Origin of the sequence: Pseudomonas sp. RC10, from assembly GCF_038397775.1 — a bacterium.
Taxonomy (GTDB): Bacteria; Pseudomonadota; Gammaproteobacteria; order Pseudomonadales; family Pseudomonadaceae; genus Aquipseudomonas; species Aquipseudomonas bambusae.
Window position 1 is genome coordinate 2,843,149 of the sequence record NZ_CP151650.1, and the last position, 19,644, is coordinate 2,862,792.

Here is a 19,644-nt window from a genome sequence, read left to right on the forward strand (position 1 = left end):
GAGTGGGTGGGCATGTACGCCCTGTGATGCCCATGGTGCTTGTTTGCGGCTGCCGGATAAATATGTCTAGATTGGCAACACTATTCAGCCGGGGACAACAATGCATGGACCGTTTCGACTCGCTTCAGCTGTTCACCCGCATCGTCGAGCTGAGCAGTTTCAGCCGGGCGGCGGCGGTGCTGAACATCCCCCGCGCAACCGCGACCCACGCGATCAAGGCACTTGAGAACAGGCTGGGCATCCGCTTGCTGGAACGCACCACGCGACACGTGCGCCCGACCGTCGACGGACAGGCGTTCTACGAGCGCTGCGTGTTTGTGCTGAGCGAGCTGGACGACGCCGAGTCATCGCTGCGCCACGTCGCTTCGAATCCGCAAGGCGTGTTGCGGGTGGACATGCATGGCACGCACGCCACCAAAATCGTGCTGCCGAGAATCGACGAATTCAGGGCGCGCTACCCTGGCATCGAACTGACCGCCAGCGGGGGAGACCGGCTGGTCGATCTGGTCCAGGAAGGGGTGGATTGCGTCGTGCGCGCTGGCACCCCTCGCGACTCGACGCTGGTCGCTCGACCGCTGGCCGTGATGCCACAAATCATCTGCGCCAGCCCGGACTACCTGAAGCGGTTCGGCACTCCCCGGACGCCGGACGACCTGGCGACCCAACAGGTCGTCAAATTCTTCTCCAGCACCGGGACGTCGAGTTTCCCTCTGGAGCTGATCATCGACGGCCAGATCCGCCCGTTCGACCTCGACGGCTGGATGGCGGTCAACGACGCGGAAAGCTACGTGGTCTGTGCACTGCGCGGATGCGGCTTGATTCAGGTGCCGCGTTACCACATTGAGGAGGCGTTGAATGATGGGCGACTGGTCGAGGTCTTGCGTGATTGCCAAAGCCCGGGCCTGTCGGTGTCCGCGATGTACCCGCACCACAGGCATCTGTCGCCGAGGGTGCGGGTGTTTATCGACTGGTTGAGCGAGGTGTACCGCGACCGGTTTGGGACGTTGTCGGGGGATTATCGGAAGGCGACGTGAGTCGCTCGGCGTTGGCGCGGGGGATTGCTGCTGGCGTGCCGTTGTTGCAACCTCGTCGTTCATTTATCTACGAGGTGGGGCATGGACTGGAGCGACATGCGGATCTTCCTGGCGATTGCCCGCAGCGGCTCGCTGGGTGGCGCTGCCCGGCAGTTGGGGGTGAGTCATCCGACGGTCGGGCGTCGGTTGCAGGTGCTTGAGCAGACCAGTGGGCAGCCATTTTTTCTGCGGACTGCGCAAGGGCTGGTCCTCACCGACAGCGGTGAGCGAATTCTCGGTCTGGCGCAAGACATGGAACACAGCGCGCTGGCCATCGAACGTCGTCTGGCAGGAGACAGCGATCAGCCGGAAGGGCTGTTGCGCATCTCATCGGCCGACTGGTTCGCTTGTCATGTGTTGTCACCGGTCCTGAGCGAACTGGTGCGTCGGTATCCATTGATCGTTCCCGAAGTCATTGCCGGGCATCGACTGTTCGACCTTGCCCGGCGGGATGCCGACATCGCCTTCCGCATCGTGCCCTTCACCGAACCCGACGTCGTGCACCGCAAGTTGACAACCTTGCCATACGGACTCTATGCCGCTGTGCATGCGCCGGCGCCCCACCCGGAGGGCGAAGGTGTGGGCCTGATCCTCATGAGCGTCGCCCAGGCTCACTACCCGGACGTGCTCTGGCTTCAGCAGCGCTATCCGCAGGCGCGCACCGTGTTCACCAGCAGCAGCCGGACCGTCCAGGCGCAGATGTGCGCGATGGGCCATGGGATTGCCGTATTGCCACGCGTCCTGGGCGATTCGGTGCCGGGACTGCGACTGCTGGATGGGCACGAGCCCCCGCCGGGTCGGGACATCTGGATGGGGTATCACCAGGACATGCGCCAGATGGACCGCCTGCGAGCGCTGGCCGACCTTGCGTCGAGCATGATCGGCTCGGGTTAGAGCGTCCATGCCCTTCAGGACGAGCGAACCCCTGACACCTCCGATGCCAGGGTCGACTCCCGCGCCAGGGTCAGGCTCAGCGCAGCACCGACCGCCAGGCAAGCCGCGATGCACAGCACCGAAATCGTAAACGCGTGAGTGATGTTGGCCGCGGTTGTCTGGTCTCCCAGCAAGGTATAAAAAACGCCGCCGATCAATGCGACGCTCAGCGATGTGCTGATCTGCAACGTGGCGCTGGTGATGCCCGCAATCATCCCGGAATACGCCGGTGCGACCCGGCTGGTCACCATGCGCATCAAGGTCGGCAAGGCCAGCCCTTGTCCAAAGCCGATCAAGAAAAGAATGGCGGCCAGCGACGTGAGCGGCGGGGCGAGGGCAGGTGGCGTCACTGAAACGAGCCAGCCCAGCCATAGAAACCCCGCCACTTCCAGTGCCATGCCCACGGGATTCACGTAGCCGCCAAGGACGCGTCTGAGTTGAGGGACCGACAGGGGGCCCAGCAGGAATCCTGCGCCAAATGGCAGGAAAATCAGCCCGGCTTGCAGCGCGGTCATTCGTAGCGCGCCTTGCATGTACATCGAGAACAGCAGGAAAAATACCCCGATGGCATAGAAGCACAGCGCGACCAGTAGCGCTCGGCCCAGGCCGGGTGCTTTCAGGGCGGCGGGCGCGAGGATGGGGGTTCCGCCAGCACGGTGCAGCTGGCTTTCGTAACGCCAGAACACGACTGCCAGCACGGCAGCGGCGGCGAGCGACAACCATGCCCATAGAGGCCATCCCGCCTCACGGCCTTCAATCAACGGCACGACGAGGGCGGTCAGGCTCAACATCGACAATGCTGTGCCTACCAGATCCAGCTTGCTGGCGTGCCGGGCGCGGGTTTCCTTGAGCAGAGGGACACCGAACGCAATGACCAGCAAAGCGATCGGCAGGTTGACCAGGAAAATCGCCCGCCACCCCATGCCCAACACGTCGACCGCAATCAAAACGCCGCCCAGCGCTTGACCGATCACAGACGCCAGCCCAAACACCGCTCCGTACATGCTCAATGCCAATGGCCTTTCCGACGCCGGGAAAATGGCCTGTACCGAAGCAAGCGCCTGAGGCGCCATCACGGCAGCAGTGACGCCTTGCAAGGCGCGTCCGAGGATGAGGACCCAGGGCGACGCCGCCAGGCCGCAGATCAAGGATGCGGCAGCGAAGCCCAGCAGGCCAAGAAAGAACATCCGCCCGCGACCGTACAGATCACCGAGCCGGCCGCCGGTAATCAGCGTCACGGCGTAGAGCGTTGCATAGGAAGAGATCACGAGCTGCTCGGCAGAGGACCCGGTACCCAGATCTCCCTGTATCGAGGGCAGCGCGACATTCACGATGAAGAAGTCCAGGGGGGGCAGAAATGCGCCGACGAGCAAGATGGCGAACATCACCCAGCGCCGTGGCTCGGACACTTCGGCTTCAATTTGAGACATGACAGGCATCCTGTGTGGCCACTCAGGTTTCACGGCGAACGAGCGACGTCGATTGAAAAACAGGCTCGGTCGAGCAGGTTTTTCGCCGACTCGGGTCAAGCCGATTGCCGCCGATTTTGAAGATCACTCGCCGTTTTTGCGCCTTACAAAACTGCACGGCCGTCGTTCATTCGTGGCAGTGCCGCTCCGCTCCAGGGATGTTCACCATGGGCGTGTCGTTCCAAACGACCGTTTATTAATGTGGATCAATCAGGGGCATTCAGCCCCACAGGAGAACACCATGGACATCGAAACCCTGAGCGCTCGACTCGACGCACTGGAAAGCCGCGCCGCGATCGATCGACTCATCAGCGCTTACTCGAACGCATTCGACCGCATCGATGCGAGGCTCTTGAAGGACATCTGGCACCTCGACGCCAGCCTCGATCTACCGGGGTTCGGCACCGCGACGGGCCGTGATGGAATCCTCGCCATGGCTGAAAACAGCTGGCGCCAGATGCCCCACATGCACCACTGGATGGCCAATCCTCTGATCGAGATCGCAGGGGACAGCGCGACAGGCACCGTCGCCGCGGACTGCCTGTTTCATGACGTCGACAAAGGCCCGGTGCAAGTCAGCGGGCTCTATCACGACCGGTTCGAACGCCGGGCAGGGAAATGGGCGTTCGTGTCCAGGCGGTTCGAGCTTCACTTCCTGACCCCATTGAACGACTGGCAGCCCATTGCAGGCGTGGAGTCATTTGCAACGCTGCCACCAGAGCCACCGCAGGGTTGAGCGCGGCATGCGGTCCGGTGCCGTGTCATTCAAGCGCGAGCTCAATGCACCGCCCAAGACCGCGGCGCAGGCGTATGGGAAAACTTCGAAATCCCTTTCACCCAGAATCGCCGGTGAGAGGTCTGGTCCGGTGGTAGCAGCGGCTGGCTGGACCATTGATGCTGACGTTTCGATTCTTCGCGGTAGGCCTTCCACTCCATCGCTTCTGCCGTGTCTTTGGCCGCGCGCTCGTCATCGAACCAGCCCAAAACGGAAACTTCGCCCTGATCGCGGCCGTGTTCTACCAGCAGATAAATGTCGTACATGCCTGTGCCTTTCGTTCATCAAGTCCGGCCCGGTGTTCGGGCTCTACTGATGGCTTATCGACAGTTGACCGAAAAAATTGAGTGCTGCGTGATGGGGCGCTGACCGGCGGCGCCGTGTGCCAGAGCGCCGCGAGGGTCGACGTCGAGGTTACTGCGGCAGTGGCGTCAGCACCTCGCCGTTGTCGTCCAGCAGGATGAACACCAGCAATTTCGCCGGTTGTGTGGCACTGGCGTTGCGCGATTCGTAATGTTTCGATCCAGCGGGTTCGTACCAGGTTTGCCCTGCCTTGTAGGTGATCGCCTTGCCGTCGTTGACCCGTGAAACGACTTCGCCTTCGAGCACATAGGCAATGGCGCTGCCAGTGTGGCTATGGGGAATGGACGCCTGGCCGGGCGTGTAATCGACGGTCAGGACCATGGCCTTTTTGCCCGGCGCGTTGAGCATCGGGTGATTTTCCAGGATCGTGATTTTTTCGTGTGTGTCGTCGTGGGCTTGCGCGTTGAAGGACAGCGACAGGGAAAGCGCGAGGCAGGAGAGGGTGGCGGCCAGCAGTTTCATGAAGGGTGCTCCGAAAAGGGGTGACAGGTGACACGCTATGCCTCGCGTGCCACCGGTCACACTGCCAATCCGGGGAAAGATCAGGGGGCCAATTGCAGTGCCCCGTTTTAGAGGACAGAAATGGGGTAGTCGACGATCAGGCGAAATTCGTTCTGATCCCCCTCGGCCTGATCGGCGTTGCCGCGATGCCAGGCCTGGCGGATGCGGAATGACAGATCCTTCGCCGGGCCGTCCTGAATCACGTATTTGGCTTCCAGGTTGGTCTCGTGATGTTTGCCGTCCTCACCGTAGCCATAGGCGCGGTAGGGGCTGTCGGCGGCCATTTTGGTGCCGTCGATGTCGCGGCCGTTAATGTAACGCGCCATGAAACTCAAGCCGGGCACGCCATACGTCGCCATCGACAAGTCATACCGGGCTTGCCACGATTTCTCGCCCGGGCCGTTGAAGTCTGAATACTGCACGGAGTTGGCGAGGAAGATCGAGTCGCCAGTGGTGCCCGGGCCGTTGTCGCCGAAAGACACGTAGTCGAACGGCTCGTCGCCATGGACTTTCTGGTAGGCGAGGGTGAAGGTGTGTCCCGCCAGAAAACTGTAGGCGGCCGCCAGCGACCAGGTGGTGTTATTGATTTCGCCAGCCTTGGCCTGACCTTCGTCGTTGGTGCGGTAGAGGTTGAAGTCAAAGGTCACCGACTGATCGCTGGGCATCGCCAGCACGTAGTTGGCGTTGGCGTAGTACTGACGCCAGACGTCTTCGAATTCGGAACCGTATAACTGAACGGACAAGCTGTCGTTGATCGCGTACTTGCCACCGACGAAATCGACGCTGCTCGTGGTCACCCCGGCATAACTGGCGTACAGCTCGCCGCTAGAGCTGGTGTGCTGCGGCCCGTTGCCTGCGGTGAAGTGGCCGCCTTCAAGGTCAAGCCCTTGTATCTCGCTGCTTTGCAGGCTGAAACCGGTGGCGGTCTGCGGGAACAGCCGGGTGCCGCCTGCCGCAAAAACCGGCGCGGTGGGCTGCATCGTGCCCCACTTGAGTTCGGTCTTGGAGATGCGCGCTTTGATTGCACCGCCAGCGGTGGCGAATTCGTCTTCAGGGTTGCCGCTGCTGTCGACCGGAATATTGCCCGTGCCGGAGTGGCCCGCGCCGCCGTCGAGTTTCAGGCCGTACCAGCCGTAGGCATCGACGCCGAAACCGACCGTGCCGGGCGTGAAACCGGAGCTGAAGTTGGCCATGGCCGCCTGGGACCAGTCCCGACGATCCCCGGCACCGCTCTTGCCATCCCGGTTGAAGTAATAGTTGCGCAACAGCACGTTGAGTTTGGCGTCCTCGACGAAGGCCTTGGCATCGGCCTGGTCACTGACAAACGCCTCGGCGGCTTCCACCGATTGGACATATCCCGCTGAAACCGCCAGTGCGATCAAGCTCAGACTTAGCATTCTCATAATGGCATGACCTCTCAATTTCCTGAGGCAACGTGCTATCACGGTGTGCGTGTGATAGCGCCCACTTGCCTGCAAGAGCAGAAGCGTAATCCGGCTTTTTGAGTTCGCCACTTTCCGCGCGCAATCAGCCCCTCCACAGGCAGTTTTTCTGACGATTGGTTTAGTTAACAGGCAATTAAGCGGGGTCGTTAAAGTGTTTGTTCAAGGGGAATTACTGCCCGGACGCTCAACGGCTTGTTGGAAAGTTGCAATGTTCAGCGTCGCTCTCAAACGCCACCTGACGCACGAAGCAGTTGCTTAGCAAGCCGTTCAAGCCTTCATTGCTCGGTTTGGCGAAGTGGGCGGCCATGACTTCGCAGGACGGCCAGCGCACGTCGATGATCCACAGATCCTGGTCTGCTTCGTCGCGGTTGAGGGTGCTGCTCAGGCAGCCGGACACGGAAGGGAGGTTTTTGACGACACTGGCCAGGTACTCGCCCAGTTCTTGAGAGCGGCCATGAGCGGCGTGAATCCGAACGGTGTTGCAGGTTTCCAGGGTCATGCGAATGTCTCCGTCACAAACGATATCGTCTTTCAACGGAGCCATATTAGTGGGGGACGGCGCAAATGCCAGTGGCCAATTGGAGGATTGGGCGGGAGGCCAATGCTGTGGGAGGGAGGTAAGGTCCTGAGGGAGTGTCAGAAACGGCGGGGGAGCGAATCATCTCGCTCCCCCTTACTGCGATTCAAGACTGCTCATAGACAGTCGCAACAGCGCGCACAGCTTGGGGCTTACAGCTCGCCACTCAAGGCTGGCAGCTCGCTGCCCTTTATTTGCTACCGCTGGAGCCGCCGGTGCCGCCCGCGCCACCGCCGCTGCCGCCCATGCCGCTGCCATTGCTCATGCCGCCGCCCTGGCCAGCGGCGCCATTACCGTCCGAGCTGCCCATGCCTTTGGTGCCTGGGGTGGAACTGTTGCCGGCTTTCGGCGTGCCGTCTGTATTAGGGCCAGCGCTGCTATTACGTGGGCCGGTGGTGCTGGAGTTGGTATCAACCGGATTGGTCGGGCCGGTGGACCCTGCAAACGCAGAACCGGTTGCGATCGCCATCAGGCTGGCAAGGGTCAGAGCCGTCAGTTTTTTCATGATCATGATGTGAATCCCTTTCTGTTGTGGATACACATTGGTCTGGTAGCCGTTCGTAGACGTGCCGTGGTCCCGACGAACGGTCATTTCGAGCGGTCTGAAAAACCTGGAAACACCTTTACGACTTCATCGCAACGTTCTGTTGACCCATCGCACGCAAGACCGACATCAACACCGGTCATCCTGACACCGTTTTGTCATCTTCACGCCGAAAACACGGGGTTTCAGAGCCGTTATCGAGCCGATTGTGGCGCATTGATATTAATTTCTAAAACGTGGACAACCCGGTTGGGAGTCAATGAATTCGGGGGTTTTGTTTTAACAGGGTGTAGGAAATAACCTACAAAATCGCCTCGATTCAAGGGTATGTCCCAAGACTGTCATCAAACAGAAATGTTTCGGGTTTTAAATCTGCATCGGGTCTTCAACTGCGACCACACATACACATTCTCTTGCTGAGGTATTGCCGTGAATCTGCTGACAAAAACACGCCTGTCACTCCTGCTGGCTTCGATGGCCTTGTCCGGAATGGCACACGCTACGGACGTCACTGGTGCTGGTTCGAGCTTCGTGTTCCCAGTCATCTCGAAATGGGCGACCGAGTACAGCGCAAAGTCCGGCAACAAAGTTAACTACCAGTCGATCGGTTCCGGCGGCGGTATCGCACAAATCAAGGCAGCCACCGTTGACTTCGGTGCTTCCGACGCCCCCCTGAAAGCCGAAGACCTGCAGGCTGCTGGCCTGGGTCAGTTCCCAAGCGTGATCGGCGGTATCGTTCCAGTCATCAACGTTGAAGGCATCGAAACCGGCAAGCTGGAACTGAGCGGCAAAGTTTTGGCTGACATCTTCCAGGGCAAGATCACCAAGTGGAACGATCCAGCCATCGTTGCGCTGAACAAAGGCGTGAAACTGCCAGAAACCGCGATCACCGTGGTTCACCGTTCGGACGGTTCGGGTACTTCGTTCAACTTCACCAACTACCTGAGCAAAGTCAGCCCGGACTGGAAAGCCGGTCCTGGCGAAGGTTCGGCTGTTCAGTGGCCAGTCGGTGTGGGTGGCAAGGGTAACGAAGGTGTGGCTGCTTACGTGAAGCAGATCAAGGGTTCGATCGGCTACGTGGAATTCGCCTACGCCAAGACCAACAACATTTCCTACGTCAAGCTGGAAAACGCTGCTGGCAAAACGGTCGAGCCTAGCGCCAAAGCGTTCGCCGCTGCCGCTGCTACTGCTGACTGGGCAAGCGCCAAGGACTTCAACCTGATCATGACCAACGCCCCGGGCGCTGAGGCATGGCCAATCACTGCCACCACCTGGATCATCATGTACAAGCAGCCGAAGAAGGCTGAAGAAAGCAAAGCCGCTTTCGACTTCTTCAAGTGGTCTCTGGAAAGCGGTCAGGCTCAAGCCGAGTCGCTGGACTACGTTCCACTGCCTAAAGAGCTGGTCAGCAAGATCGAAACCTACTGGAAAGCCGAGTTCAAGTAAGAACTCGACGTTATCCGGCTAACCCCTGTCACCGAGCGCTCGGTGACAGGGTTTCCTTGCGAGTGGACCCACCATGACTGAGAACACCCAATATATGTCCGCTGTGATTCCGGATGCTGAATCCGAGAGCGAAAAACGCGCGGCCCGCGATCACCGACACGACGCCTGGTTCCGGCGCACGATGCTGGGAGCGGCTCTGTTGGTGCTGCTGTTGCTGGCGAGCATCGCTGGCTCGACGCTCTGGGGCGGTGCCCTGGCGTTTAAAACCTTTGGCTTCGAATTTCTTACCAGTACCGAATGGGACCCGGTCGCCGGTCATTTCGGCGCATTAGTGCCAATCTACGGCACGCTGGTCACCTCTTTCCTCGCGCTGCTGATCGCCGTTCCGGTGAGTTTCGGCATCGCGATTTTTCTGACTGAAGTGGCGCCGCCCTGGCTGCGCACACCGATTGCTTCCGCTGTCGAGTTGCTGGCGGGCATCCCCTCCATCATCTACGGCATGTGGGGCCTGTTCGTCTTCGGCCCCTTCATGGCGGCCTACCTGGCGCCCTGGATCAACGACAACCTCGGCGCATTGCCGCTGATCGGTCCGGTCTTCCAAGGCCCGCCGCTCGGCATCGGCATGCTCACCGCCGGTATCGTGCTGGCGATCATGATCACGCCGTTCATTACCTCCGTCATGACGGAAGTGTTCCGCAGCGTGCCAGTGGCCCTGAAAGAGTCGGCCTACGCACTGGGCGGCACGACTTGGGAAGTGGTCTGGGACATCGTCCTGCCCTACACCCGCTCGGCGGTGGTCGGCGGCGTCTTTCTGGGGCTGGGTCGCGCACTGGGTGAAACCATGGCCGTGACGTTCGTACTGGGTAACGCCCACCAGTTCTCCGCATCACTGATGATGCCAAGCAGTTCGATTGCGTCTGTGATCGCCAACGAATTCAGTGAGGCGTACACCGACCTGCATCGCTCGTCGCTGATCGCCCTGGGCTTCTTGCTGTTCGTTGTTACGTTCATCGTGCTGGCCATTGCCCGCCTGATGCTGTCCCGTCTGTCGCGCAAGGAGGGCCTATGAGTAAGGTCGACAACGAAAACCTGTATCGGATGCGGGCTTTCAAAAACAAGCTGGCGATGGTCCTGAGTTGCGGCGCGACCGTGTTCGGTCTGCTGTGGCTGGTGTGGATTCTGATCACCACCCTGGTCAACGGTTTCCAGGCGCTGAACCTGCGCCTGTTCACCGAAATGACCCCGCCGCCAGGCGCTGAGGGCGGTCTGGCCAACGCGTTCTACGGCAGCTTCCTGATGTCCGGCATCGGTCTGTTGATCGGCACCCCTATCGGCCTGATGGCCGGTATCTGGCTGGCGGAATTCGCGCGCCACACCAAGCTGGGCAACGCCGTTCGCTTCATCAACGACATCTTGCTGTCGGCGCCGTCGATCGTACTCGGTCTGTTTGTCTACACCGCCGTGATCCTGCCGATCAGTGCCGTGACCGACCACCGCATAGGCTTTTCGGCCTTCGCCGGTGCGCTCGCTCTGGCGTTGCTGGTGATTCCGGTCGTGGTGCGTACCACCGACGAAATGCTGCAACTGCAACCGGCGACCATGCGTGAAGCGGCGCTGGCCCTTGGCGTTCCGCAGTGGAAACTGACCCTGCAGATCGTCCTGCGTGCCGCCCGTGCCGGTGTCATCACCGGTATCTTGCTGGCCCTGGCGCGCATCACCGGCGAGACCGCGCCGTTGCTGTTCACAGCATTTGGTAACCAGTTCTGGAGCGGTAACCTGCTCAAGCCGATCGCCAGCATTCCCGTCGTGATTTTCCAGTACGCCATGAGCCCGTTCGATGACTGGCACTCACTGGCCTGGGCCGGTGCCCTGATCATGACCCTGTTCGTACTGTTGCTGAGCCTCAGCTCCCGTCTCCTTCTTCTGCGCAATAAGGCATCCTGATGAATAACCTTTCGCTTGCCGACGAAAAAACCAAGATCCAGGTTCGCAACCTCGACTTCTACTACAACGGCCACCAGTCGTTGAAGTCCATCAACATGACCATTCCCGAGAAGCGCATCACGGCGATCATCGGCCCGTCGGGTTGCGGCAAGTCGACCATGCTGCGTGTGTTCAACCGGATCTACTCGATGTACCCGAAGCTGGAAGCCAAGGGCGAAGTGCTGCTCAACGGCGAAAACATTCTGGCGCCGGGCTACTCGATGAACCGTTTGCGCAGCCACGTTGGCATGGTGTTCCAGAAGCCGGTGCCGTTCCCGATGTCGATCTACGACAACATTTCGTATGCCGTGAAGCACCACGAAAAGCTGTCGCGTCGTGAGATGGAAGAGCGTGTCGAAGAAGCCCTGCGCGGGGCCGCGCTGTGGGATGAAGTGAAAGACAAGCTCAAGCAAAGCGCTCAGAGCCTGTCCGGTGGTCAGCAGCAGCGTCTGTGCATCGCCCGCACCATCGCACTGCGCCCGCAAGTGCTGCTGTTGGACGAACCGACTTCGGCACTCGACCCGATCTCCACCGGTCGCATCGAGCAACTGATCACGGAGCTGAAAGAACAGTTCACGGTGGTTATCGTGACCCACAACATGCAACAGGCCGCGCGCTGCTCGGACTACACCGCGTTCATGTTCCTGGGCGAGTTGATCGAACACGGCGACACCGACACCATCTTCACCAAGCCGACCAAGACCCAGACCGAAGATTACATCACCGGTCGTTTCGGCTGATTCACGCTCCACGCCGTTGCCTGTGGCCGCTCAACCGGGTTGCCACAGGCACGACCCCGAACATCTTGTAGACCTGCAGCACCACGAAACCCCTGTAGGAGCGAATTCATTCGCGAAGGGCCGGTACATCCGACACTGCTCTATCGGATGTTTGAACGCCTAGCGAATGAATTCGCTCCTACAGTTGGGCTTGCTTCACCTCAGCCTTTGGGCAGCGGCGGAATCGGGCTGTAATCCCCCATGAACTGCTCCAGTCGCTTGCGCAGCCAGCGCTCGGCCGGATCAGTGTCCATCACGCTCAGCCAGACCATCGACAGCTCCAGGTTCGGGGTAATGAACGGCAGCGGCTCCCCCCTCAATAGTCCCGAATTGCCCATCGCCAACGTCAGATGATCCGGCAGGTTGCACAACAGGTCGGTCCCGGCCATCAGAGCGGGCAGGGTGCTGTATTGCGGCACAGACAGGACGGCCTTGCGCTTGCGCCCGATGGCCGCCAGCCACTCATCCGCGAAGCTTGAAATGTTCGCCACGTGAGAAACCACCACATGCGGCCGTGAGCAGTATTCGTCCAGGGTCAAGGGTTCGGGCGAATCGTCTGCCCGCACCACCATCGGCTGCACGCTGCGCAGCAACTTGCGCTTGGCGTTGGCCGGAAGTTCGCGGGTCAGGCACACACCGACCGTGATCTCACCGGACATGAGCAATTCGGAGACATTCCAGTAGCTGACCTGCTGAATGACGATCACGACGCCCGGTGCTTCCTGGCGAATGGCGCGCAACAGGGGCGGCAACAGGCTGTATTCGACATCGTCGGACAGACCGATGCGGAAGGTCATGTCGCTGCTGGCGGGATCGAAGTCGCGGGTCAGGCTCAGCGCCACCGACATCGCGTCCAGCGCCGGCGAGAGGTGATGGATGATCTCGTTAGCGCGGGCCGTGGGTTCCATGCGATGGCCAACGCGGATGAACAAGGGATCGTTGAACAACGCTCGAAGCCGGTTCAGGGCGGCGCTGATGGTGGGCTGGCCAAGGAACAGCTTCTCGGCGGCTCGGGTCACGTTGCGCTCTTGCATCAAGGTCTCGAACACCACCATCAGGTTGATGTCGGCCTTGCGCAGCTCGTTGCGATTCATACCTGATCCCCGTTACGCGACATTCGTCACCCTGCTCGTTGAAAGCCTGCGAAATGATGACCGGCAGTTTATGAAGCACCGTCATCCGCCGTCCAGCGTAACCGTATGTTTCGCGGACCGGTTGGTTAACGAAGGGCTCTGCGCCCTGTGGCTGTCGACCGACGCACAGACCTGTGGGAGCGAATTCATTCGCGAAAACGGTATGCCAGGCGAAGGAGATGCAGCGTCTGCGCCGACGATTCGCGAATGAATTCGCTCCCACAGCGGTTTACCTGCGCTGCGGCGTCTGAGCCAGACACAAACCTCCCAAAGGTTTGGATCGTGTCCAGCCTGGCGACATCCGCAATGAACTTCCATCCAAGGCCATCAGTCAGCATTTAAACGCTCATCTGAGGCTCGACATTCCATGCAGATTTCCTTGAAAGGCCAGGTCGCGCTGGTAACCGGTGCCAGCTCTGGCTTGGGCCTGGGCGCGGCCCGAGGGCTGGCGGCTTCCGGCGCCGCGGTCGTGGTCAATTACCACTCCCAACCCGAACCCGCAGAAAAACTGGTAGATGAGATATTGAAAGCAGGCGGCCAAGCCATTGCCGTCCGCGCCGACGTGTCGAAAGAGGAGGAGGTCGAGGCCCTGTTCGCCGAAACCCTCAAGGCGTTCGGTCGGCTGGACATCCTGCTCGCCAACTCGGGCCTGCAAAAAGATGCCCCTATTGCCGAACTCAGCCTCGACGACTGGAACACCGTGATCAGCGTCAACCTCACCGGCCAGTTTCTCTGCGCCCGTGCGGCGTTGCGCCAGTTCGCCAAACAGGAAATCCGCCCCGAGATTTCCCGCGCACTGGGCAAGATCATTCATATGAGTTCCGTGCACCAGGTGATTCCTTGGGCCGGGCATGTCAACTACGCCGCCTCTAAAGGCGGAGTGGACCTGCTGATGCGCTCCATTGCCCAGGAAGTCGGCGAGCAGCGCATCCGCGTCAACAGCATCGCGCCGGGAGCCATTCGCACGGCGATCAACACCAAGGCCACCACCGGCGATGCTGAGAAAGCACTCCTGAAACTGATCCCCTACGGCCGCGTGGGCGAAGCCGAAGACGTCGCCAACGCCGTGGTCTGGCTAGCCTCCGACGCCTCCGATTACGTGCACGGCACGACGCTGTTCATTGATGGCGGCATGAGCCTGTACCCGGAGTTCCGCAACAATGGCTGAGCCTTCCCGCACGCAACACGACCCGCGTGACGAGCCGCAGAATGCCATCGAGAACCACGGCATCATCGGCGACATGCGCAGCGCCGCATTGGTGGCCGATACCGGCAGCATCGACTTCTGCTGCTGGCCGGATTTCGACAGCCCGAGCATCTTCACTGCGCTGTTGGACACCCCGGACGCCGGGATCTTCCAGCTGTCGCCCATCCTTCCCGACGCACGCCGTCAGCAGTTGTACCTGCCTGAAACCAATGTGTTGATGACCCGCTGGATCGCCAAGGATGCCGTGGTCGAAGTCACCGATCTGATGCCCATCGCTGACGAAGTCGAGGACCTGCCACGGCTGGTGCGGCGCATTCACGTGCGCCATGGCACGACGAAAGTGCGGATGCTGTGCCGCGTCCGCCACGACTACAGCCGCGCGGAAACCACCGCGCAGATGGAGGGCAAGGACGTGCGCTTCGAAGCCCAGGGCCAACCGGCCATGCGCCTCTGCGCTACGGTGGACCTGTCGCTGGACGGACACGCCGCCATTGCCGAATTTGAGATGAAGCAGGGCGATATCGTCGAATTCATGCTCGGCGGGGCGGACGACGAAAACGTCCGCGCCACGCAATGCGATTGCGACCTCAAAAGCACCGTCGATTACTGGCAGCACTGGAGCCGCCACTCCAATTACCGGGGTCGTTGGCGCGAGACCGTCAACCGCTCCGCGCTGGCCCTCAAGCTCCTGACCTCGCGCAAGCATGGCGGCATCGTCGCGGCGGCCACGTTCGGGCTGCCGGAAGAAGAGGGCGGCGAGCGCAACTGGGACTACCGCTACACCTGGATTCGTGACGCGTCGTTCACGGTCTACGCCTTCATGCGCCTGGGCTACACCGACGAAGCCAACGCGTTCATGCACTGGGTCCGCGAGCGCATGGGCGACTGCTGCGACGACTCGACCAAGCTCGGCATTCTCTACTCCCTCGCGGGCCAGGAGGAACTGCCCGAAGAAAACCTGACGCACCTGTCCGGCTACGGCGGCGCGACCCCGGTGCGCATCGGCAATGAAGCCTACAAGCAAACGCAGCTCGATATTTACGGCGAGCTGCTGGACGCCGTGTACCTGGCCAACAAATACGGCGAGGCCATCTCCCACGAAGGCTGGAAGCACGCCACTCGATTGGTCAACGAACTCTGCGAAAACTGGCGCAGCAAGGACGTCGGCATCTGGGAAATGCGCGGCGACGACCAGCATTTCCTGCACTCGCGACTGATGTGCTGGGTGGCGCTGGATCGCGCGCTTCGTCTGTCGTTCAAGCGTTCGCTGCCTGCGCCGTTCGAGCGCTGGACCAACGAGCGTCAGGCCATTCACGACGACATCTGGGAAAACTTCTGGGACGCCGACCTGGGGCATTTCGTCCAGCACAAAGGCAGCAAAAACCTCGACGCCTCGATGCTGCTCATGCCGCTGGTGCGGTTCGTCGGCGCCAGCGACCCGAAATGGCTGCAAACCCTCGACGCCATCGAACGCACCCTGGTGCGCGACGGCATGGTCTTCCGCTACCGCAATGACGATGATTACGGCGACGGCCTCGACGGCCTCGACGGCGATGAAGGCGCGTTCGTCGCCTGCTCGTTCTGGTACGTCGAATGCCTGGCCCGCGCCGGGCGCGTGGAGCAGGCGCACCTTGAATTCGAACAGTTGCTGCGCTACGCCAATCCTTTGGGCCTCTACGCGGAAGAGTTCGACACCCATGGTCATCACCTCGGCAACACCCCGCAGGCGCTGAGCCACTTGGCCCTCATCAGCGCCGCCACCTTCCTCGACCGCAAACTCGAAGGCAGCCAGACCCTCTGGCAACCCTGAGCGTTAACAAGGAGCAACCCTATGACCCATAAATTTAAAAAAGGCGATCACGTGCGCTGGAACTCAGACGTGGGGCATGTGGTGGGGGTGGTCACCAAGGTGCACACCAAGGATGTTGAGTTCATGGGCAAACACCGCCCTGCGTCGGAAGATGAGCCGCAATATGAAGTGAAGAGCGACAAGACCGGGCATCTGGCGATGCATAAGGAAGGGGCGTTGGTCAACGTCTGATCCTGTTCTGTCTCCCTACTGCCTGTCTGTACCCCGGATCTAAACCTGTAGGAGCGAATTCATTCGCGATGCTGCTTTCCTGGCGATATGGATGCGTCGCCTGCCACATTTTTTCGCGAATGACTTCGCTCCCACAGTGAATCGCGGGGTCTTCGAAACCATGCTACTTCACCCGCAACTCATACCCCACCGGCAACGTCTCCAACGTAAACCGATCCGCAATCATCCCGCAGTAACTCGTCCGCGCCAGATACGCCCCTGGCCCTTTCAAATACGCATCAATATCCTGCACTTCCTCACACAACTCAAACGTCCTTCCCTTCAGCAAGCCACTGGCCTGGGCCGAGCGCAACGCGCCGTTGGGGGTCCAATCGGCGATGATGAGGGCGCCTTCGGGGGCGGAGATTTCGTAGCTGCGCACGAACTCTTCGGCGGAGCGGTCGGTCAGGTACGGCACCATGAAGTAGTGAATGTCGTCGCGAAACGGCAGGGTTTCCTTGTGCACGGGCAGCTGAATGGCGCCACTGGCGTAAACGGCGAACACCGCGAGGATGACCACGGGCGCGGCGAGGGGCGAGGCGGTGGCAAGACCTGTGGCGTTGCGCGGCAGCAGGGCGTACAGCTGAATCACGCCGATGATGCTCAGCAGCACGGCCCCTGGCAGGAAGAACGTGAAGCGGTCGGTGACGTTGTAGGAGACCGCGAAGATGAAGTTCATCATTGCCGCCGCCCACAGCACCCGCACCGCCGGACGCTTGGGAAACAGAAGCAGGCCGACGAGTTGCGGGCCGATCAGCGACAGCATCAGCAACACCACCGAGTTTTTCTCGTGCCACATGTCGTCGAAGCGGAACAGCGAGCCTTGCCAGCTCTGCTCGGTGGTCCGGTCGGGGATGCCGATCAGGTAACGATGGCCGATGTCGTAGAGGCTCAGCCCGTTATGCATTTCGTTGATGACGCCGGGGATTGCCACCCCGAAACCCACCACGAAACCCGGCACGGTGATGAGAATCCGCGCCTTGTGCTGCCAGAGCATCTGCACGTACAGCGGGAACAATACGATGAAGGTCAGTTGGTGAATCGCAGCGGCGAGGCCGGTCAATACGCCGATCAGGAACAGCGCGGGCATCACGCCCAGTCGCTGTTTGTCGTTGAACTGGATCATGTAGGCGAAGATCACCAGCACCGTGTGCAGGATGTAGACCTCGGCCTTGGTCGAGACCCAGAACACGCAATGACACAGCACGGCAGCGGCCACGGCGATCAGCGCCTGCTGGGTGGTGGCGCCGACCCCTTTGGCCAGGCGGTAGATCGCCCAGCCCAGCGGGATCAACAACAGCGAATTCATGAAGCTCAAGACCAGCGGCCCGAAGCCGGCAAACAGCGCGGTGCTCACGAATAGATAAAGCGGGTGGTCCAGCGGGCCAAGGGTTTGGCTGAAGAAATGGCCTTGGGACGCATCGGCGAGGAACATGCCGTTGTCCATCCACTGGATGGGCCCGCTTGACGCGAGAAAGCTGGCGAGAATCGCCCCGATCATCAACAGCGCGGAAATCAGCATTGATCGATTGCGTACGGCTGCCACCATGAGTTGCACTCCTGTCCCTGTTTTTGCATGACGCGCAGCCGAACGGCGGTGCGCGTGAACCTTACTGAACCGCTTCGCGCCGAGGCGCCGTTTCACCTTTGAGCTTGAACAACATGACTGCGCCGATAGCCACGGCGAACCACAACGTCGCCAATCGAATCAGCACCGTCGCGGCCACGGCGTCGGCACTGTTCATGCCTTTCCACACCAGCAGCCCGACCATCACGGCTTCTGCGCCACCGAGGCCGCCCGGCATGAAGCTCACCGCCCCCGCGAGCATCGCCAAGGCGTACACGAACACCGCGAAGGTCAGCGGAATCTCGGCGCCCATCCAGTGCAGAATCCAGTCGAAGGCCAACGCTTCCGCGCTCCAGGCCACGACGCTCAACGCGGTCAGGCCGAGCATCAAGCGCAGGCGGTGACATTGCTGGGCATGCACCAGCACTTGCAGCAGATGACGTAACAGACCGATGACCTTGCCGCCCTCGGTGGGCACCATCAGCATCAGGCGCTCCAGCAAGCGCCGCTGCGACAGCACCAGCAGACCCACCAGCACCAGGCTGACGGCGACCACGATCATCGGCATCGCCTCGGGGTACAGCGACAGGCCGAACAGGGTCAGCAGCACCACGGCGAACAGGTCCGACAGGCGCTCGCTGAAGAACGCCGCGAAGCTTTGCGGGTAGGGCACGCCCCAGCGTTTCAGCAGTACGCCGCGCAACGCTTCTCCGGCCTTACCGGGCGTGGTGGTCAGGGCGAACCCGGCCAGGTAAATGTTCAGGCTCGGGCGCCACGGCATGGGATGACCCAGCACCTTGAGGTACGCCTGCCAGCGCACGAAACGCAGGCCGTAGTTCACCGACGACATGAACAGCGCGATGACGATGCCGATCAGGCCGACTTCGCGCACGGCAGCCCCCACCGCCTGCCAGCCGCCCCACAGCGAGAAGGCCAGATAACCCAGCGCCGAGCCCACCACTGACAGCACGACAGCGCGGTAGCGCCAGCCCGAGAGCTGGACCGGTTCTTCGGAGGCTGTCGCGTTCACAGGTTCAGCCTCTTGAACACCGGCTGCGGGATCGAGCGGATGATCAGCATGATCAAGGCCCAGAACCCTGGCGCGTACAGGGTCGGCACTTTGTTAGCGATGCCTTTGACGATCCGTTGCGCGACCTGTGCCGGTTGCGCCAACAGCGCGGCGGGCAGCGACAGGCCTTGGGTCATCGGGGTATCGACGAAGCCCGGCTTGATCGTGGTGACGTGTACGCCGAGCTTGAACAGCCGTGCTTGCAGCCCTTCGCAGTAGGTCGAGACCGCTGCCTTGGCGCTGCCGTACAGGTAGTTCGACGGTCGCCCGCGATCCGCCGCCACCGACGAAATGATCGCCAGGCTGCCACAGCGCTGGGTCTCGAATTGCGTTGCCAGCACCGTCAACAAGGCGATCACCGACGTGCAATTGTTGGCGAATTCACGCAAGGCCAGATGCACATCGCGTTCGCAGGCTTTCTGGTCGGGGAGGGTGCCGTGGGCGATCAGCGCGATGTCGATCTGGCCCAGGGCGGTCAGGCAGCGGCCCATCATCAGCGGGTGGGCATCGATGTCGTTGGCGTCCATTTCATGCAGTGTGACGTTCTTCGCGCCCCGGGCCTTGAGATCTGCGGCGGTCTGTTGAAGTTTGTCGACGTTGCGCGCGACCAGAAAGAAATCGCTGCCCTCGGTGGCCCACAAACGGGCGCAGGCGGTGGCGATGGCCGATGTCGCGCCAATGATCAGCACTTTTTTCATGT

Annotated in this window: 20 protein-coding genes; 10 read left to right on the top strand and 10 right to left on the bottom strand. The window is 61.0% G+C overall.

Features of this window, described 5'->3' with window-relative positions; genetic code table 11:
• Window positions 1–104: 104 nt before the first annotated feature.
• Window positions 105–1,034 (top strand): LysR family transcriptional regulator, encoded by a 930-nt coding sequence (locus AAEO81_RS13050; protein WP_341964019.1) that lies wholly within the window; start codon window positions 105–107, stop codon window positions 1,032–1,034.
• Window positions 1,035–1,115: 81 nt separating this feature from the next.
• Complete coding sequence (locus AAEO81_RS13055; protein ID WP_341964020.1) at window positions 1,116–1,967, top strand: LysR family transcriptional regulator; 852 nt, start codon at window positions 1,116–1,118, stop codon at window positions 1,965–1,967.
• Window positions 1,968–1,981: 14 nt separating this feature from the next.
• Here the strand turns inward: AAEO81_RS13055 and AAEO81_RS13060 are convergent, their stop codons facing one another.
• Window positions 1,982–3,436 carry an MFS transporter gene (locus tag AAEO81_RS13060; protein WP_341964021.1) on the bottom strand — a complete coding sequence of 485 codons (1,455 nt, stop codon included), beginning with the start codon at window positions 3,434–3,436 and terminating at the stop codon, window positions 1,982–1,984.
• 280 nt (window positions 3,437–3,716) lie between these two features.
• On the opposite strand from AAEO81_RS13060, the gene AAEO81_RS13065 reads away from it, so the two are divergent.
• Window positions 3,717–4,211: a nuclear transport factor 2 family protein gene (locus tag AAEO81_RS13065; protein WP_341964022.1), complete on the top strand. Its 495-nt coding sequence runs from the start codon at window positions 3,717–3,719 to the stop codon at window positions 4,209–4,211.
• A 41-nt stretch (window positions 4,212–4,252) separates the two neighbouring features.
• Here the strand turns inward: AAEO81_RS13065 and AAEO81_RS13070 are convergent, their stop codons facing one another.
• The 5 genes from AAEO81_RS13070 to AAEO81_RS13090 form a co-directional block, all read right to left on the bottom strand.
• Window positions 4,253–4,516 carry a hypothetical protein gene (locus tag AAEO81_RS13070; RefSeq protein ID WP_166595241.1) on the bottom strand — a complete coding sequence of 88 codons (264 nt, stop codon included), beginning with the start codon at window positions 4,514–4,516 and terminating at the stop codon, window positions 4,253–4,255.
• Between the two features lie 148 nt (window positions 4,517–4,664).
• On the bottom strand, window positions 4,665–5,075 hold the full coding sequence (locus AAEO81_RS13075; RefSeq protein ID WP_341964023.1) for a cupin domain-containing protein: 411 nt from the start codon (window positions 5,073–5,075) through the stop codon (window positions 4,665–4,667).
• Window positions 5,076–5,182: 107 nt separating this feature from the next.
• On the bottom strand, window positions 5,183–6,517 hold the full coding sequence (locus AAEO81_RS13080) for an OprD family porin (protein ID WP_341964024.1): 1,335 nt from the start codon (window positions 6,515–6,517) through the stop codon (window positions 5,183–5,185).
• Window positions 6,518–6,743: 226 nt separating this feature from the next.
• Window positions 6,744–7,058: an antibiotic biosynthesis monooxygenase gene (locus AAEO81_RS13085; RefSeq protein ID WP_341964025.1), complete on the bottom strand. Its 315-nt coding sequence runs from the start codon at window positions 7,056–7,058 to the stop codon at window positions 6,744–6,746.
• Between the two features lie 268 nt (window positions 7,059–7,326).
• Window positions 7,327–7,728: a hypothetical protein gene (locus AAEO81_RS13090; RefSeq protein WP_341964026.1), complete on the bottom strand. Its 402-nt coding sequence runs from the start codon at window positions 7,726–7,728 to the stop codon at window positions 7,327–7,329.
• A gap of 381 nt (window positions 7,729–8,109) precedes the next feature.
• Here AAEO81_RS13090 and pstS point away from each other — a divergent pair, with 381 nt between their 5' ends.
• From pstS to pstB, 4 genes are all read left to right on the top strand, one after another.
• Entirely contained in the window at window positions 8,110–9,126 is a 1,017-nt protein-coding gene (gene pstS / locus AAEO81_RS13095) for a phosphate ABC transporter substrate-binding protein PstS (RefSeq protein WP_166595247.1), read from the top strand.
• A 73-nt stretch (window positions 9,127–9,199) separates the two neighbouring features.
• Complete coding sequence (pstC, locus tag AAEO81_RS13100) at window positions 9,200–10,195, top strand: phosphate ABC transporter permease subunit PstC (RefSeq protein ID WP_166595248.1); 996 nt, start codon at window positions 9,200–9,202, stop codon at window positions 10,193–10,195.
• Complete coding sequence (gene pstA / locus AAEO81_RS13105) at window positions 10,192–11,070, top strand: phosphate ABC transporter permease PstA (protein ID WP_166595249.1); 879 nt, start codon at window positions 10,192–10,194, stop codon at window positions 11,068–11,070. The genes pstC and pstA overlap by 4 nt, the downstream gene beginning before the upstream one ends.
• Window positions 11,070–11,849 (top strand): phosphate ABC transporter ATP-binding protein PstB, encoded by a 780-nt coding sequence (gene pstB, locus AAEO81_RS13110; RefSeq protein WP_166595250.1) that lies wholly within the window; start codon window positions 11,070–11,072, stop codon window positions 11,847–11,849. The genes pstA and pstB overlap by 1 nt, the downstream gene beginning before the upstream one ends.
• A gap of 200 nt (window positions 11,850–12,049) precedes the next feature.
• Here the strand turns inward: pstB and AAEO81_RS13115 are convergent, their stop codons facing one another.
• The gene (locus AAEO81_RS13115) at window positions 12,050–12,982 is read right to left on the bottom strand and encodes a LysR substrate-binding domain-containing protein (protein ID WP_341964027.1); all 933 of its coding nucleotides are present in this window, start codon (window positions 12,980–12,982) and stop codon (window positions 12,050–12,052) included.
• A gap of 406 nt (window positions 12,983–13,388) precedes the next feature.
• Here AAEO81_RS13115 and AAEO81_RS13120 point away from each other — a divergent pair, with 406 nt between their 5' ends.
• From AAEO81_RS13120 to AAEO81_RS13130, 3 genes are read left to right on the top strand one after another with little or no spacing between them, the layout of a single operon-like run.
• Window positions 13,389–14,189, top strand: coding sequence for an SDR family oxidoreductase (locus tag AAEO81_RS13120; RefSeq protein ID WP_341964028.1), 801 nt, complete (start codon window positions 13,389–13,391; stop codon window positions 14,187–14,189).
• Window positions 14,182–16,038, top strand: a complete 1,857-nt coding sequence (locus AAEO81_RS13125) for a glycoside hydrolase family 15 protein (protein ID WP_341964029.1) — start codon at window positions 14,182–14,184, stop codon at window positions 16,036–16,038. Before AAEO81_RS13120 ends, AAEO81_RS13125 begins: the two co-directional genes overlap by 8 nt.
• Before the next feature lie 21 nt (window positions 16,039–16,059).
• Entirely contained in the window at window positions 16,060–16,269 is a 210-nt protein-coding gene (locus AAEO81_RS13130; protein WP_341964030.1) for a DUF2945 domain-containing protein, read from the top strand.
• Between the two features lie 163 nt (window positions 16,270–16,432).
• Here the strand turns inward: AAEO81_RS13130 and AAEO81_RS13135 are convergent, their stop codons facing one another.
• From AAEO81_RS13135 to AAEO81_RS13145, 3 genes are all read right to left on the bottom strand, one after another.
• Entirely contained in the window at window positions 16,433–17,857 is a 1,425-nt protein-coding gene (locus AAEO81_RS13135; protein WP_341964031.1) for a DUF2723 domain-containing protein, read from the bottom strand.
• A gap of 61 nt (window positions 17,858–17,918) precedes the next feature.
• Entirely contained in the window at window positions 17,919–18,905 is a 987-nt protein-coding gene (locus AAEO81_RS13140) for a lysylphosphatidylglycerol synthase transmembrane domain-containing protein (RefSeq protein ID WP_341964032.1), read from the bottom strand.
• Window positions 18,902–19,642, bottom strand: coding sequence for an SDR family oxidoreductase (locus AAEO81_RS13145; RefSeq protein WP_341964529.1), 741 nt, complete (start codon window positions 19,640–19,642; stop codon window positions 18,902–18,904). Before AAEO81_RS13145 ends, AAEO81_RS13140 begins: the two co-directional genes overlap by 4 nt.
• Between the last annotated feature and the right edge of the window lie 2 nt (window positions 19,643–19,644).